13 protein-coding genes are annotated in these 16,624 nt (G+C 36.7%); all 13 read right to left on the bottom strand.

Translation table 11 applies throughout. The features are described 5' to 3' along the window. Positions 1 to 27: 27 nt before the first annotated feature. Entirely contained in the window at positions 28 to 1,293 is a 1,266-nt protein-coding gene (locus tag DW721_RS01745; protein ID WP_118744594.1) for a GNAT family N-acetyltransferase, read from the bottom strand. Next, entirely contained in the window at positions 1,286 to 2,464 is a 1,179-nt protein-coding gene (locus DW721_RS01740; RefSeq protein WP_118498159.1) for a CDP-glycerol glycerophosphotransferase family protein, read from the bottom strand. Before DW721_RS01740 ends, DW721_RS01745 begins: the two co-directional genes overlap by 8 nt. Positions 2,465 to 2,466: 2 nt before the next feature. After that, positions 2,467 to 3,414: a glycosyltransferase family 2 protein gene (locus DW721_RS01735; RefSeq protein ID WP_147355370.1), complete on the bottom strand. Its 948-nt coding sequence runs from the start codon at positions 3,412 to 3,414 to the stop codon at positions 2,467 to 2,469. Between the two features lie 75 nt (positions 3,415 to 3,489). Next, positions 3,490 to 4,890, bottom strand: coding sequence for an NlpC/P60 family protein (locus tag DW721_RS01730; protein ID WP_118744592.1), 1,401 nt, complete (start codon positions 4,888 to 4,890; stop codon positions 3,490 to 3,492). A 12-nt stretch (positions 4,891 to 4,902) separates the two neighbouring features. After that, the gene (locus tag DW721_RS01725; protein WP_055943939.1) at positions 4,903 to 5,415 is read right to left on the bottom strand and encodes a shikimate kinase; all 513 of its coding nucleotides are present in this window, start codon (positions 5,413 to 5,415) and stop codon (positions 4,903 to 4,905) included. A gap of 380 nt (positions 5,416 to 5,795) precedes the next feature. Beyond that, the gene (gene aroD, locus DW721_RS01720) at positions 5,796 to 6,542 is read right to left on the bottom strand and encodes a type I 3-dehydroquinate dehydratase (RefSeq protein ID WP_118744591.1); all 747 of its coding nucleotides are present in this window, start codon (positions 6,540 to 6,542) and stop codon (positions 5,796 to 5,798) included. 562 nt (positions 6,543 to 7,104) lie between these two features. After that, on the bottom strand, positions 7,105 to 8,130 hold the full coding sequence (gene ilvC / locus DW721_RS01715) for a ketol-acid reductoisomerase (RefSeq protein ID WP_022014762.1): 1,026 nt from the start codon (positions 8,128 to 8,130) through the stop codon (positions 7,105 to 7,107). Between the two features lie 79 nt (positions 8,131 to 8,209). Next, entirely contained in the window at positions 8,210 to 8,713 is a 504-nt protein-coding gene (ilvN, locus tag DW721_RS01710) for an acetolactate synthase small subunit (protein WP_022014761.1), read from the bottom strand. Between the two features lie 158 nt (positions 8,714 to 8,871). Next, complete coding sequence (locus tag DW721_RS01705) at positions 8,872 to 10,224, bottom strand: transglutaminase domain-containing protein (RefSeq protein WP_118744590.1); 1,353 nt, start codon at positions 10,222 to 10,224, stop codon at positions 8,872 to 8,874. Positions 10,225 to 10,227: 3 nt separating this feature from the next. Then, positions 10,228 to 11,547 (bottom strand): ATP-binding protein, encoded by a 1,320-nt coding sequence (locus tag DW721_RS01700; protein WP_022014759.1) that lies wholly within the window; start codon positions 11,545 to 11,547, stop codon positions 10,228 to 10,230. Positions 11,548 to 11,685: 138 nt separating this feature from the next. Beyond that, entirely contained in the window at positions 11,686 to 13,452 is a 1,767-nt protein-coding gene (gene argS, locus DW721_RS01695) for an arginine--tRNA ligase (protein ID WP_055943951.1), read from the bottom strand. 6 nt (positions 13,453 to 13,458) lie between these two features. After that, positions 13,459 to 14,898: a 3-phosphoshikimate 1-carboxyvinyltransferase gene (locus DW721_RS01690; RefSeq protein ID WP_118744589.1), complete on the bottom strand. Its 1,440-nt coding sequence runs from the start codon at positions 14,896 to 14,898 to the stop codon at positions 13,459 to 13,461. A 138-nt stretch (positions 14,899 to 15,036) separates the two neighbouring features. Further along, positions 15,037 to 16,530: a PLP-dependent aminotransferase family protein gene (locus tag DW721_RS01685; RefSeq protein ID WP_022014756.1), complete on the bottom strand. Its 1,494-nt coding sequence runs from the start codon at positions 16,528 to 16,530 to the stop codon at positions 15,037 to 15,039. Positions 16,531 to 16,624: the final 94 nt, after the last annotated feature.

The following is a 16,624-nucleotide window of genomic DNA, read 5'->3' as shown; positions in this document are numbered from 1 at the left end:
CATTATACACCCATGTCCGTCAAATTTTCAAACCATTTCATTAAGATAAAACTTATTTTTTTGTAACATATGCTCCCCAAACTGCGAAATCGTCATTTTTTTGTACTTATCATTTCTATTTTCATCACAAAAATCACTTTGTGTATCATTTTTCTCACTGTACTCTGTCACCATACTTTTTCTTCCAAGGTGTATATTCCACTTTCCATTATTTTCTTCTATAAAATCATCTTCTATTTCAACATACATATTCTCTTCACACTCAGTTGTGAACATTTTAACAAAACTTTTTATATTGATTACCCTCGCCATAAGAAGCTCAAATGTCTGTCTTTTTAATATTTTTTGACCCCCTTTAACATTTCTTTCATCATTAAGGATTTTATCGACAAAATATGACTCATCAAATTTAAGCTTTGATATACCTTTTTTCTGCATATCACCTTTGCGGTATGAATATTCAAAAAGTGCATCAATATATTTTTCTGTACCGTCTCTCTCATCAAATATCACTGTCTCAACAGCCTCCGGATTATCCTCACATATATACATCACATACCCCGTGATTTTACCGGCTTTCACAAAAACAGCCAACTCGCCGCCACAGGCTTTCATCTCACGGTTTTTCTGTTCAAAATAAAACTCATCTCTCTTAACATAACAATCAAATATTTCTGACATTATCTTTTCAGACCTGATTATAAATTCCGACTTCTGTTTTTCTGACAATTCAGCATACCCGATAACCTCAATTTCATTTGATGACATTTCAGCATAAACAGCAGCTTTTATTTCATTTTGTGCTATTTTGTCATACCCTGCCGCCAACAATTTGTTATCAATATTTTTTCTTTCACCATTCCTCGAAACAATCTCAAATGAATTTACCGTATAAACATTTGTAAAATCATATGGGAGATAGATTTTTTCATCAGCCGGCATAAGATAAACAAACGGTGCATCCTTTTCATAAAGATATCTGAAACTCTCTCTTAAGAGTGCATCCATATATCCCCTGTGCCTGTATGCCTTGTCGGTACAAACTCCCACAATATAATATATTGTTTTTTCACTGCCGAAAAGCTGCATACGGTACGGATTCAGATGCAGCATACTCTCTTCACCGTAAATAATCGTCGTGCTCTCTTTCCATCTGTCTGAAAAATAAAACGATATATATTCTGTGCTGTCATCAAAATTATTTTTCCACAACCTCCTGCATACTTCCTCCAGTTTTTTTGTACGCTCACAAGGCTTTATAATTTTCACCTTGGCTTTATCATATCTACTCATGCTTTTTTCCAATCTCCCTGTTTACCATCATATCTAAAAGAATATTTCCAACCGGTCCCTGTCCTGCCTTACAATAGAACATATTTTTCACTCGTTCCCTGTCTTTTCTTCCGTAATCTCCACCGTTTTCAATGACTCCTTTTATCTGTTCAAAAAGTTCGTCAAAATTCTCTGCTTTCTCTCCCGGCGTTACATCCTCATATTCAAAATACATTTCCCTGTCTTTTTCAAGATAATGCTTATAATCATAGCAATAAAACAGTATAGGTCTGTCAAGCAGCAGATAATCAATATAAATACTTGAATAGTCTGTTATCAGTGCTTTTGATTCGATTGTAAGTATCTGTGTGTCTATATCCTCTCTTGTAATATCAATAATATGAGGATATTTTTCAAGATTTTCAATTTCCTCCCTGTGATAAAAATGTTTCTTTATAACAAGATAATAATCTCTCCCTGCAAGGTATTTTTCAAGTTTATCCAGTTCAAAAATCTTTTCAATATGAATAGGTTCTTTTCCTTCATTTCTATGTGTCGGGCAATAAAGAATTATATTTTTACCCGGAAAATAAGGCTTCGGTTTTTTCTCATCAAAAAAAATATCACTTCGTGGCTGTCCCAGACATATTATCTGGTCTTTTCTTCTTCTAAACGCACTCTGATAAATAGGCACAAACATCTCACTTGTCGCAACAAAGTACATTTTTCCAAGCGGTATATAAATAAGACTGTCTCTTAACTTCTGTTTCGGACTGTCCCAGTTTTTTTCATATTTGTTGTCATAAACTACTTTTTTAAGCGGTACACCATGCCAAAGGTCGATTATTATCGAATTTCCGAGAAATGTATGTTCAAGGTCACTTATACCATTTGAGATAACTGCATATCCTGCACGAAGCTGAACTTTTCTTGCCTCTTTTGTTCCCCACAAGCAAGCCTCATATCCCATTTTTCTTATTTCATCAACAATAGTTTTGTCTTTTGTTATCCATACTGCCCTTATATCATCCCTGTCTGATGCCTCTATAAACAACTGTTTTGAGTTGTCTGCAAACCTCTCCCCAAGCCATGCTCCAAATACACACAGCTTGTAATCTCTGGGCATTAGCATTGTAAGAAACATAACAATATACTTAAATACCACTTTAACTGCTTTTAATACTTTTATCATCACTACCCCCAGATAACCTGCATTATTTTTCTTATAGTTCCATTTTTCCAGATGTGATTTTTCTTATAGAACATAATACGATACAATTTCGCTCTGCTGCCAAGAGAAGCATATCCGCTCATAAGCTCATATTCTTTACAATACTTTTCTGCAGCTAATTCTTCTCTGTATATCTCCACAAAAAATTTCACCTGATTTCTTGATGTTTCCATAGCTTCTTTATAACTTTTTCTGCCATTTGCAAGCCTTTTTAAAAGATATACCGCATTATTATTATTTTTAGCACCGACACTGTTGCCTGAATGCTGCCTGTAACTAAGCAGCGGCTTCTTTATAACTTCTATCTTTCCAAAAACCGATGCATATAATGCTGCAAGATAGTCGTGCATGATTATATATTCAGAAGACGCATATTCTGATATTCCGGCTATAAGTTTTTTGTTACACATCATCGTACATCCGGTCACATGATTTTGTATAAGTATCTGTGGCAGTTTTGAATCTGCATTTATATGTGACATTTCAAACATTGAATCTGCATTTATATTTCCGTTTTCATCAATAACTTCCACATCACCATGAACAAGCAGAGGAAAGTCTCTGCCATATCTTTCCTCTGCCTGTTTCATCTTATTAAATGTAATTTCTATCTTGTCCTTTTTCCAAATATCATCCTGATCGCAGAACATAACATAATCAGACTCTTTCGCATCATTTATCAAAAGAGCGAAATTATTTTTTGCGGAGCCGCTCGGTTTTTCATTTACTTTAAATATTACTTCCTGCTCAACTTCATCTGAAAACTTTTTAACTATCTCCGCCGTTTTGTCACTACTGCGGTCATCCCTTATGACAAGTCTCCATTCTGTATATGTCTGGTCTTTCAGCGACTCAAGCTGTTCTCTTATATATTCCTGTCCATTATAGACAGCCATTATAATAGTAATCACAATAAATCAATTCTCCATTTCCACATATGTCCTTTATCATATGACTTCCACACCATGTGTGCAGCGGGCAGCCACTTATGGTCTTTCCACGATAGAACCATATGCATCATAACCTGTTGTACGGTTTGCCCATTCCGTACTTAAAACCGGTTTGCCCTTAGATGTAAATCCTGTAACCCTGTAACCCGTAAACATTTCAACATGATATACACCTTTATATCTTCCGTTTTTTGCACCCGGCTTAAAAATAAGATCACCTGCTCTAAATTTCATCTTCTGTATCTGTCCTTCAGTCATTTTTCCACTTACTTTTTTGTGATGTATCATACACCACCTGCATATGTCAGCGGCAACAGGTGCATATGATCTGGCTCCAAAATAAGTTCCATACCTTGAGTAAGCACGCCATACAAGTGAACTGCAGTCATAATAACCTCTCTGCATTCTTTTTGGCTGACTATATGTTCCCTTTGCTATTGATTTTGCCTTTCTTATAACTCTATATGTCTTAGGAGTTACAACGGACACTGCACAGCCTACTTTTGCTCCTCCTATATTTGCAACTATGACTGATGTTCCAACTTTTCTCGCTTTTATCTTTCCTTTGCCATTTACCTTCACAACAGAAGATTTTAAAGATTTCCACTTAATTCCTTTTGATATTCCCTTTATTGATAACTTTAAGCTTTTTCCTTTTATCAATACAAGATATGTCCTGTTTATTTTTACCTTAATAACATTAATATAAACATTAAAAGTTGCACCATATATTGTAAATGTAACTGTTGTTTTTCCAGGTTTATATGCCCATATAGAAACAACATTATTTTTTAACTTTGCTGAAACTGACATTGAGGAATTTGATGACTTATAATCAAAGTCGATATTTTGATTTTCTCCGTCTAAAGCAATGTCACTTTTCAACTTAAAATCAAATTTTGTATTGTAATCATATGAAGACATATATTTAGTCTGGCTTGAAGACACAAGCTCGACATTTGACATATCAGGATATACAAAAACACTAAATGTAAGTCTGTCATAATATGTAGACTCATCATATGTATTATCCTCACCGTTGTCTGTATTTTCAGCACTGTCAGATATTATTCCTGTTCCCTTGATTGTAATATCCGCATACACATCAACTTTTCCTGAAGAAAGTGCATCATACTGTGCACCAAGATTTTCTATATCAGTGACTTTCATAATATTTTCATCACTGACACTCCACTTGACCGATTCGACATCACCTTTCTCACTTGTATAATTGACAAGTGTAAATACACCTGAGTCATGTATCGAAACATTATAATCCTTAATATTCTCAACATCAAACTCAATATTTTTTTCTTCCGCTGCCGCTTTCCTGTAACTTCCCGCAAATGACAGCAGACTTACGCACATTACAAACGCCAAAAATATGCAAAGTCCTTTTTTGCTCTTATTATAAACTTCATCCACTTTGTTCTTCATTGATCTGTCCTCCTATAAACTGTCTATTATCTTATCTGCTACCTGCGAAGGAGTACATCCGTCAGTCTCTATCACTATATCCGCAGCCGCATTATATTTTGGTGCCCGCTCCTCCATAAGTTTTTTTATGTATGGTATATTCATATTGCCATTTAAAAGTGGTCTGTTGGTACTGTCTTTCACATGAGAATATATTGTCTCCGGTGTTGCCGTAAGAAGTACCACTTTACCTATTTTTTTCATCTTCTCCACATTTACTTCTCTCATCGCCATACCTCCACCGCATGAAACGATACACGGTTCAAGTTCGGCCAACTTATCTATAATGCCTGTTTCTGTTTTTCTGAAATATTCTTCTCCCTCGTCAGCAAAAATCTCTGCAATACTTTTTTTCTCCTGTTTTACAATCATTGCATCCGTATCGTTTTCCTTAACCCCAAGTTTTTTACTTAGAATCCTTGAAGTGCTCGTCTTACCGACCCCCATAAAACCGATCATAAAAATATGTTCCTTCAATCTGTTCATCTGTTCTCTCCCTTTGTCTTTATATTGTAGCCATGCGTTTGCGAAACTATCATAAATCCTGATTAAATTGTGCAGATATAACAAATAGTGTTAGTCGGCATTTTTGTCGTCGTCAGCACTTTGTACTCTAAATGAATGCAATTTTCAAACTAAAAATAATGTATGCTTGCATACAATTATTTTTAATGAAAATTTTATGAGTGAAACGAACAGTGAGAAAATTTTATTTTCGAGCTGTAGCATTCATTTATATGGCAGCGTTTTTTGCTGATTTATGTACTGCTACGAACGACAACATAGCGAGAGCGTGCCGACGATATTATTTGTTATATCTGTGCAATTGACACAACATATAGTTAGTTTCGCAATTACCTATTGTATCATAGGATATTTAAAATTGCCCTCAAATCATCAACATTTATCTGCCCCGGTGCACTTGCCTTTCCAAGACAGCCAAATGTCATGGCAGAACCAAAACTTTTCCCTGCCACTCTGCTGACTTTGCCATAGTCTCCCATAGACATTGTTATGACCGGCAATCCGACATTTTTACTTACAAAATCCTGCGTCGCTTCCATCAATGTAAATACATCATGCCTGTTTTGCGGCATACAGGCTAGTTTTGGTATCGAAACGCCCTGGGATTTCATAAAACATAATCTTTTGATTATCTCATCATAAGACGGTGTCTTGTCAAAATCATGATGCGAACCCACAACAACAACATTTTTTTTAAGAGACTTTACAATGTCCTTCGTGTTTTTTTCGTCCATAAAATATACTTCTATATCGACCATATCAATATCACCGCTCTCTGAAATAGCTATAAGCATATCTTTATATGCAGACTCTTCTATCTCTTTGTTTCCGCCCTCGTTCTTTGTACGGAATGTTGCAAGCAGCGGTTTCTTTCCAACGACGGTTCTCAGCAGACTCGCTGTCTGAAGAATTTTTGAAATATCAGAACTTTCATCATAAAAATCTATTCTCCACTCTATAAGGTCAACACCCTTACTTAATGCAAGTTTTTCTCCCTCCTCAAGTATATCCTCCTGTGTCACTTCCACCACAGGTGCACATATCTTTGGACTCCCCTCTCCTATCGTTATATCTCTAACTCTTATCATCGGTCATTTCCTTTCCTGCCGGATTTTATTCATCATCTTTAAGTGTATCTTTAACTCCTGCCGTAACAGCCACTACTGCTGCCACTACTACCACTACCGCTATAACAACGATTCCTATTACTCCTGCTATAAGTACCATATTACTCCTCATTTCTGCACACTTTTTTGTGCATAGTGCGAAAGTTTTTGACTTTTGCACATAAGATTTGTGTCAAGTGTGCGCAGACACAAATCTTGTGTGTGAAAAATCGGATTTTCCACACTATCATCCTAAAGTAAAACGGATATTCACAACCTGCTCATAACGCTATTATAAAATAATATTAACTCCTTGTAAAGTTTACATACCCATATTGTCAAAAAGGAGTAACAGTTCAGCCCCAAAAAAGATAAGTCAATAATACATGAGCTTGCTGGCAGGTTTACGAATGTAATAAATGAGGGGCTGAACTGTTACAAAAAAGGAGCACACCGGCATAAAGCGATGTACTCCTTTTATTTATAATCATGTCATATGTACTAATTTATATTATAAGATGCACGCATCATTATATTTCAAAAATTAGTTGTTGATGAGTTTGTCTCCCTCATTGTTCCAGCTATAAAGCTTACGGATTTCTTCTCCGACTTTCTCTGACTGATGCTCAGAAGCAAGTTTTCTCATAGCCTTGAAGTGAACCTGACGTCCTGCCGGTGACATATCGAGAAGGAATTCTTTTGCGAATGTACCATCCTGAATATCTTTAAGAATCTGTTTCATAGCTTTCTTTGTATCCTCTGTTACGATCTTAGGTCCTGTGATGTAATCACCATACTCTGCTGTGTTAGAGATAGAATATCTCATTCCTGCGAAACCTGACTGGTAGATAAGATCTACGATAAGCTTCATCTCATGGATACACTCAAAGTATGCATTTCTTGGATCATATCCTGCTTCGCAAAGTGTCTCAAAACCAGCCTGCATAAGTGCACAAACACCACCACAAAGTACAGCCTGCTCACCGAAGAGGTCTGTCTCTGTCTCTGTACGGAATGTTGTCTCAAGAACACCGGCTCTTGCTCCACCGATACCAAGTGCATATGCGAGTGCCATGTCAAGTGCCTTACCTGTTGCATCCTGCTCTACTGCTACGAGACAAGGTGTTCCTTTTCCTGCCTGATACTCAGAACGTACTGTATGACCTGGTGCTTTAGGAGCGATCATTGTTACATCTACATCCTTTGGAGGTACGATACATCCAAAATGAATATTAAATCCATGAGCAAACATAAGCATATTTCCTGCTTCAAGGTTTGGCTCAATGTCAGCTTTATACATATCTGCCTGCTTCTCATCATTGATAAGAATCATGATAATATCAGCCTTCTTTGCAGCTTCTGCTGCTGTATATACTTTAAAGCCCTGCTTTTCAGCCTTTGCCCAAGATTTTGAACCTTCATAAAGACCGATAATGACATCACAACCTGACTCCTTAAGGTTGAGTGCATGAGCATGACCCTGACTACCATATCCGATAATGGCGATTGTCTTGCCATCCAATAAAGATAAATTACAATCATCCTGATAAAAAATTCTTGCTTCTGCCATTTTATTTTCCTCCTGTGAAAATTAATTAATATATGTGAAGTACAGACTATCGCCTGCGCTATCGCCAATTTTAATCTGCTTAATCGAAATCATCAAGCATTACCTCAGCACCTCTGCTTAGTCCTGCAATACCTGTTCTCACAAGTTCCTTGATCTCATAACCGTCAAGAAGTTTGATAAATGCATTAAGCTTTGTCTGATTTCCGGTAAGTTCTATCATCATAGTGTCAACTCCGACATCTACTATCTTACCTCTGAATGTATCAGCTATAGCTATTATCTCAGGTCTGTTTGATGCCTCTACACCAACTGTAATCAAAACCAGCTCCCTGCATACTGAATGTCCGCTCTTAAGTTCCTTGACACATCTTACATCCTCAAGCTTTGCAAGCTGTTTTTCGATCTGGTCAAGGATGTGGTCATCTCCCCTGACTACGACAGTCATGCGTGAATACTCAGCATTTTCTGTTTCACCGACCGTGAGACTGTCTATATTGTAACCACGTCTGCTGAACAATCCCGATATACGGCTAAGTACACCTGACGTGTTATCAACCAATATTGATAATACTTTCTTTTTCATAAGTTTCCTCCAAAACAGGATTTTAAATCGATAACAGTCCGTCAATATTTAATATTTATAATCGTGTAAATATTAAATGAACTTTATCTTAACTACCATGTTTCATTTTAGCAATATGACAATGGTTTGTCAATAAACTAAAAAATAAAAAAACATATTTATATCATTCCACTTTTCTTTACTTTGAGCAAACCGCTTTTTACTTTACTTTTTTTAGTATTTTTCACTACATACTTAATTTTACCTGATGAATACTTTAATTGTGTTATATAGTATGAATTTCCGTATTTTTTAACGGGACTCCATATAACTTTTGCATTTTTTTCTTTGTAGTTAAAAATATAAAGCCTGTTATAAGCCGTATAATAATACTTATTGCTGTTAAACTTTATAAAACAACTGCCTTTTACTTTTAACAGACATTTTGCTTTTCCGGAACTGATATGTGCCCTTTTATATATTCCTGAAGTGTTCATAAACACCCAGTAACTTCCCCTGTAATCAAATGCACTCGTCACTTTCTTAAAATAAGCCGTATCATAAATTTTGCTGTTCACACCAGATGAATCAAACCCTGAATACCCATGATTTCTCATATATTTATCACTCGCAAGAAAATACTTGTGATACACCACTCCATCCTGATTTCTGCCGTTGTCACTGTCAACAGAATCATCCCATGTAACATCAACATTATACCAGTTTGAACCTATCTTAATCTGATTCCACACATGATCCATATACTCCGAATCAACGAAATGCACTGAGAATCCCAGTTTTTCCATAACCGCAGCATAGGCAAGTGAATAACCCTGGCAGTTTCCTTTATGTTTTACCAGAACACCATACTCGGTAAGTCTTGAATTATTTGAAACTTTATCCTCATATGAAGTATCCTTTGCTATCTGGTCATGAACAAAAAGAGCCTTGTCAACACTGTTCATCCCAGGCTTTATCTTAGAAGTTATCTTGTTTATCTCTTTATTTAGCTTTGCTGCAGCTTTTTTTATAGCAGCCGCTTTTACTGAACCGTTTGTTTTTTTATATTCTGATGCATAACCAAGTTCTATCTTTGTTATTTTTCCGGTTGTCCCTGTATATTCCAGAGAATAGCTGTGATTGTTATAAAATATCATTGTTGTCTTATTTACAACCTCAGTCATAATCTCTTTTATAGTGCTTTTATCACTGTCAACATAAAGTTCAAAAGAACTTACATCCACTTCTGTTTTATAATTTTTGTATGCCTGTATGACTTTTGTTTTCAGCCTTTCATAATCCGTCTTTTCCATTGCCGATGCTCTTTGCCCAAAAGCATCTGAAAAACACATGAGCATACATATAAGCATACAGCAGATGTATATACATCTGCTGTGCCTAAAACATATGTCTTTCTTCAACATAAACATATCTGTGATATATTTTTCTCTTTTCTCATTTAATATCTCTTTAGTTCTTATAGCAATACACCTGCCTAACCATTGATAATCCTGCGTGCAGAAATATACCATCTTTTAATCATCCGCAACACCTATAAGATGGTTGATAAACTGCTGCGCCGTACGGCCTGAAATACCGCCGTGGCTTAATTCCCACTTGTTTGCCTCAAGCCTTAACTCGTCCTCTGTAAGCTTAATCTCAGGATATTTCTTTGCAAGATTGATAACAATATCAAAATATTCCTGCTGTGATGGTCTGTAGTAACCAATCGTAACACCAAATCTTGCAACAAGCGATAACTTCTCCTGCATGGTATCTGAGCGGTGAAGTTCATCCTTCGACATATCGGAACGGTCGCTCCATGTCTCTCTTATAAGATGTCTTCTGTTTGAAGTTGCATATATAAGAATATTGTCAGGTTTCGTTTCAAGACCGCCCTCTATAACAGCTTTAAGATATTTATATTCAATCTCAAATTCCTCAAATGAGAGATCATCCATATAGATTATAAATCTATAATTTCTGTTCTTTATCTCAGAGATTATCGTCGAGAGATCTTTAAATTCATGCTTATAAACCTCTATCATTCTAAGTCCCTGACTGTAATATTTATTTAAGATAGCCTTGATACTCGTTGACTTTCCTGTACCTGCATCACCGAAAAGAAGAACATTGTTTGCTTTCTTTCCCTTTACGAATGCCTCAGTGTTTTCAATAAGTTTCTGTTTCTGTGACTCATATCCTATAAGGTCATCAAGTGACATATTTCCCGTTGTCGTGATAGGCTCTAATATCTCACCTGCCTGTCTCGTATTCTCATTGTGATTTACTCTGAATGCCTTATTAAGACCAAACTTTCCGACGCCGTAAGTCCTGTAAAAATCTGTTACTATCTTATACATCTCAGACTCATCTTCTGCCTTTTCAATATCAGTGCTAAGCTGCTGTACTTTCTCGCTTACGCTCTTATTAAATATCTGCTCACTTTTAACGATTGCCTTATAATTTAACACGACACTGAAACAGTCGATTCCAAGCTCTTTTTCAATAGCCGAAAAATCATAGTCAAAAAGCTGTTTGAATATGGCAAAATCTCCCTTTGCAAACTCGTTTACCGTACCCTCGTTCGCTCCAACTTTCTCAGAGACGAGAGTGAATGGATTTTCACTCATCGCAAGGAGAAATGCAAGGTAATTATGCCAGAGATTTTTGTCAAAACCGTAGCGTGTTGAAAGGTCAAGAAGATTATGTATCTGGTCATATATCTCAGTGATAAGATCCTCTTTCACATACTGACCTGTTGAAAACCTCTGAAAAATGTCGGCAAGCTTAAATAAAATGCTGTCTTTTCCTATATTTCTGTAAATTACAAGTTTTGATGTCAAACGATACATCGAAAAATCGCCTCCAATTTTTAACTTCTGTTATTTATTTCTAAAACCAACTCTTAGCTGTATATCTTATGCAATTACGATTGCACAAATTTCTAACATCTAATCATAGTTACATTTTAATTTTTAAATTTAAATTTTTTACATTCTCTCAGGTGCTTCAAGTCCTAAAAGATCGATAGCTGTTTCAAGAACTTTTCCAACCAATGCACTGAGTTTTATATATGAGTCTCTCTGCTTTTCATTTTCATTTGTCACTATCTTATTTTCATGATAGAACTTATTGAATGTATCTGAAAGTTCATATACGAACTGGCATATCTTGTGCGGTGCGTGCTCCTCAAATGCAGCGTTTACTGTCTCTGACCACTTTGTGAGGGCGAGCATCACATCTGTCTCAGATTTGCTGTCAGCAGGCTCAATAGCTGATTTTTCATCAACAGTTATATTCTGTGCTTTTACTTTTGCAAGAAGTGATTTTGTGCGGACTATCGTATATAAGATATATGGTCCTGTATTTCCCTCAAATGATGTAAATCTGTCAACATCGAATATATAATCTTTTGATGCCTGATTGCTTAAGTCACCGTATTTGATGGCTGCAAGGCTTATCTTAGCTGCCGCATCATCTATCATATCCTTGTCCATATCCCTGTCTTTCATCTTGTCAAGTACCTGTTCATTTACATCTTCAAGAAGTTTTTCAAGCCTTAACACTCCGCCGTCACGAGTCTTAAATGGTTTGCCGTCCTTGCCGTTCATAGTACCGAATCCTACGAACTCAAGTTTTACATCTTCACCGATTATCTTTGTCTTTCTCGCACATCTGAATACCTGCTCGAAGTAAAGTGACTGTCTCTTATCAACTACATAGATTATCTCATCAGGATCAAAAAGTCTGCGTCTCTCAACGATAGTCGCAAGGTCAGTTGTATTGTAAAGAGTTGCTCCGTTTGATTTAAGAATCATACAAGGTGGTATTTCTTTTGTGTCAGTCTCCTCTTTTACATCAACGACAAGTGCCCCCTGATCGATGTGTGCATATCCACCGTCTTTCATATCCTGCACCATCTGTGGAATATATGGCTGTGCATCAGACTCTTTCTTCCAGAGGTCAAACTCTACATTTAACTTTGTATAAATCTTCTTTAAATCTGCAACAGACACATTGATAATGTGCTGCCAGAGTGCAAGATAACCTTTTCTTCCCGACTGGAGTTCGGCTGTTGCAGTCTGTGCTTCCTCTTTATACTCCGGATGCTCTTTTGAATAACCTGATGCATAAGGATATATCTCCTCGAGGTCAGACATTGTAAATGGAGGCTCTGTAGGATATTCCCCGTCAAAACTCTCATCAAAATATACAAGTTCAGGTTTGCGGTGTTTTAACTCTGTAATGATAAGACCTATCTGAAGTCCCCAGTCTCCAAGATGAACATCACCAATTACCTTATGTCCAAGATAACGCGCCGTTCTCTTTATGCTCTCACCGATAACTGCTGAGCGAAGATGCCCCACATGGAGTGGTTTTGCAACATTTGCTCCGCCGTAGTCGATAACTATTGTTTCCGGATTTTCGGCTTTATCAAGACCGAGTGTCTCTGATGCCGCCATCTTATTTATGTAATCAGCAAGAAATCTGTCACTTACACTCATATTTATAAATCCTGGTGCCTGTGCAGCTATCTCCTTAAAACTTTCACTGTCTTTTAAAAATTCAACAACTTCATTTGCCATCTGTATAGGAGCTTTGTGGTACTCTTTAGCTGCCGCAAGTGCTCCGTTGCACTGATACTGGCAAAGATCAGGTCTGTTTGAAACACCAACCTTTGCATATTTCTTATCATAGCCCGCTTTTTCAAAAGCGGCACTAAGTTCTTCCTGTAATATCTCGATTACTTTTTTCATTAAAATTTATTCCTCCAATCTGTCTATTTCATCAAAAAATCCCGCAAATGTCTTTTTACAGCACATAGGATTTAATATTGTCATTCCATCACCTGCAAGTCCGGTAACCGCAAATGACATTGCGACTCTGTGGTCATTATATGTCTCTATATTTGTATTTTTAGGTGTACCGGGATGTATCTTTACACCGTCAGGCAGTTCATTACATAATATCCCCATCTTAGCCAGTTCGTCAACAATAACTTTTATCCTGTCGGATTCCTGACCTCTTATATGTGCTATCCCTGTTATAGTAACTTCCGAGTCAGCAAAAGGTGCTATCGCCGCAAGCGTAAGAGCCTGGTCTGAAAAATCTGACATTTTAACTTCCATTCCCTTTAACTTACCGTCAGGTCCCTTAAGCCAGAGATTTTGTCTGCCATCACGCTCCCAGCTTACAGTGCATCCCATCTTTTCAAGCAGGCTTATAAACTTCATGTCACCCTGAAGCGACTCTTTACGCATACGCTTAACCATAGCCCGCTTTCCTGTCGCCGCCGCAAGTGCATAAAAATAACACGCTGCCGATACATCAGGCTCTATATCATAATCCCTTGCAATATAATCTCCACCTCTTACACGGTAGCTGTCATTTTCAAGTTTTTCAACCCCCTTGTGACCAAACTGTTTCATCATCTGCTCAGTCATCTCAACATATGACCTTGCCTCTCTCGTCCCTGTCATTTTAATAGTAACATCATCAAATGCAATCGGTAAGACCATCAAAAGTGCACTTAAAAACTGACTGCTCCTGTCTATGTTTAAATCAACAACCTTAGGCTCATTTATTCTTTCTATATTTGATGATTTTTTCTTAGGTTCATCTGCCTTATCATTATTTAATTTTACTTTTCCTGACATATCAGTCCTGTTTTTTTCAGGTTCATCCGAATATATCTCAGCTTTTTCTTTAACATCTCCGACAGGATTTCTTCCATATAAAATACCTCTTACTTTCATCGGGAAAGTATATTCTTCACCGAGCCATGTAAACTCTGCCCCAAGACTTTCAAGTGCCTCAAGCAGTTCACGCATAGGTCTTTTTCTCATCTGGTCTGACGAATCAAGCACATACTCGCCATCCCCCATTGCCGAAAAAGCCGTAAGAAACCTTGCCGCAGTTCCTGCACTGCCCACATATATCCCGGCAGTTTTATTTGGAATATTTCCTCCATGCCCCTCGATTATGACAGTGCACCTTTTCTCATCAGCTTCAACTTTAAATCCCATACTTTCAAGTGCCTTTAAAAAGTGAACCGAGTCCTCACTAAACGCTGCTCCCTCAAGCCTCGATGTTCCGTCTGCCATCGCAGCGAGCAGAAGTGCCCTGTTTGTCATGCTTTTTGAACCTGGAACTTCTGCCACTATATCTTCTTTTAAATATTTTTTTACTTTGTAACTTGTCATTATCTTAATCCTTGTTTTTATGATGTTTAATGTATTGCATTATTAATATTTTCCAAATAAATTTTTAATCCTCACATCATTTTTATTTATTAGAAATTGCTATCTTATAGTGTACGATACAGCAAAGATTTAGTCAAATTATTTCTTTATAGCTATTATCTTACATAATTTCTCCACCGTTTTTTCTATATTACTCTCTTCGACACCGAGATAATTCATCACAAATATATGCTCTGTTCTGTTTTCTTTCAGATGGTAAAAGCCCGACAGCGGTGACATTTTTATCCCCTCTTTTGCTGCCCGTCTTACAAATTCTTCATCACTGTATTTCGTTTTTATCTCCATCAAAAACTGCAGCCCTGCATCCTCTTCATGCACTGTAACATATTTGTTGAGTTTACTTTTCTTTATAGCCAAAAACAGTTTTTTTCGCTTGTCCGAATAATATTTTCTCATTCTGTTTATATGCTTCTCAAAACACCCCTCGTCTATAAACTTTGCAAGCGTGTACTGTTCAAAATTTGACACTGTACATGAATAGAAAAAAAGCGTTTTATAAAATTTATCCAACAATTTTTCCGGCAGTACCATATAACTAATTCTGACTGTTGACGAAAGTGTTTTTGTAAATGTATTTATGTAGATGACTTTCTCCGACACATCTATACTTTGCAATGCAGGTATTGGCTGTCCGTTCAGCCTAAGCTCACTGTCATAATCATCTTCTATTATATATCTTTCTTCATCCTGATTTGCCCATCCTAAAAGTTCATATCTCCTGCTTATCGGCATTACTATTCCTGTCGGGAAATGATGCGACGGTGTGATATGAAGTATGTCTATCTTTTTTTCACTTATCTGCGATGGAATAACACCGTACTCATCCATTCCTATATAATCCTGTTTTACACCGTGACACCTGTAAATTTTTGAAATCTTATCGTATCCGGGATCTTCAACACCGTATTTCTTGTCCATTCCAAGAAGCTGTATGATAAGACCATAAAGATACTCAGTACCCGCTCCGACTATTATCTGTTCGGGGGCAACTATCATTCCCCTGAACTCCTTAAGATGCTTTGCTATTGCCCTTCTAAGCTCCATAGCACCACCACTTGGTGGATTTGTCATAAGTGCATTTTGCTGTTCTGATAAAACCTGCCTTATCAGTTTTGTCCATATGGTAAAAGGAAACATATCGGAAATCATTCTGTTTTTTGTAAAATCCGCAATATATCTTCCCTCTGTCCGAGCCTGTGAAATTGCAAATTCCTCATCAATCCTGTCACACATTTTTTCTTTCACAAGATTTATATGCTCAACACCATTTTTAATAGAAGTCTTTTCCCTCTCATTTTCCATTGCACTACTGTCCCAGATATAACCACTTTTAATATCAGAAACATAATAGCCTTTTTTGGCAATCGAATATATATATCCCTCGGCAAGCAACTGGGCATATGCATTCTCAACTGTAATGACACTTATACCCAGATTTTTTGCAAGACTTCTCTTTGACGGAAGTTTTTCATTTTTCTCCAAGACCCCTTTTTTTATATCATTTTTGATACATTTATATAAATGTTCATAAAGTGAATCTGAACCTATATCTGCAAATGAATATGTAAGCATATCTGTTAATCCTTTCAAACTGACCTTTTTGAATATGTTTATTTTGACGATTTTTTTATATCCAGATACTATTATAATCTTGTGTATGCTGAAT

The sequence above is a fragment of the Clostridium sp. AM27-31LB genome (assembly GCF_003480745.1).
GTDB lineage: Bacteria > Bacillota > Clostridia > Lachnospirales > Lachnospiraceae > Butyribacter > Butyribacter intestini.
Note: the sequence above shows the minus strand (reverse complement) of the source record. Positions and strands in the feature narration are given on the sequence as shown.

Excerpts from the sequence above, each read along its gene's own strand:
- DW721_RS01745 (WP_118744594.1), bottom strand. The coding sequence starts at position 1,293 with ATGAGTAGATATGATAAAGCCAAGGTGAAAATTATAAAGCCTTGTGAG.
- DW721_RS01740 (WP_118498159.1), bottom strand. The coding sequence starts at position 2,464 with ATGATAAAAGTATTAAAAGCAGTTAAAGTGGTATTTAAGTATATTGTT.
- DW721_RS01730 (WP_118744592.1), bottom strand. The coding sequence starts at position 4,890 with ATGAAGAACAAAGTGGATGAAGTTTATAATAAGAGCAAAAAAGGACTT.
- DW721_RS01725 (WP_055943939.1), bottom strand. The coding sequence starts at position 5,415 with ATGAACAGATTGAAGGAACATATTTTTATGATCGGTTTTATGGGGGTC.
- aroD (WP_118744591.1), bottom strand. The coding sequence starts at position 6,542 with ATGATAAGAGTTAGAGATATAACGATAGGAGAGGGGAGTCCAAAGATA.
- ilvC (WP_022014762.1), bottom strand. The coding sequence starts at position 8,130 with ATGGCAGAAGCAAGAATTTTTTATCAGGATGATTGTAATTTATCTTTA.
- ilvN (WP_022014761.1), bottom strand. The coding sequence starts at position 8,713 with ATGAAAAAGAAAGTATTATCAATATTGGTTGATAACACGTCAGGTGTA.
- DW721_RS01705 (WP_118744590.1), bottom strand. The coding sequence starts at position 10,224 with ATGGTATATTTCTGCACGCAGGATTATCAATGGTTAGGCAGGTGTATT.
- DW721_RS01700 (WP_022014759.1), bottom strand. The coding sequence starts at position 11,547 with ATGTATCGTTTGACATCAAAACTTGTAATTTACAGAAATATAGGAAAA.
- argS (WP_055943951.1), bottom strand. The coding sequence starts at position 13,452 with ATGAAAAAAGTAATCGAGATATTACAGGAAGAACTTAGTGCCGCTTTT.
- DW721_RS01690 (WP_118744589.1), bottom strand. The coding sequence starts at position 14,898 with ATGACAAGTTACAAAGTAAAAAAATATTTAAAAGAAGATATAGTGGCA.
- DW721_RS01685 (WP_022014756.1), bottom strand. The coding sequence starts at position 16,530 with ATGCTTACATATTCATTTGCAGATATAGGTTCAGATTCACTTTATGAA.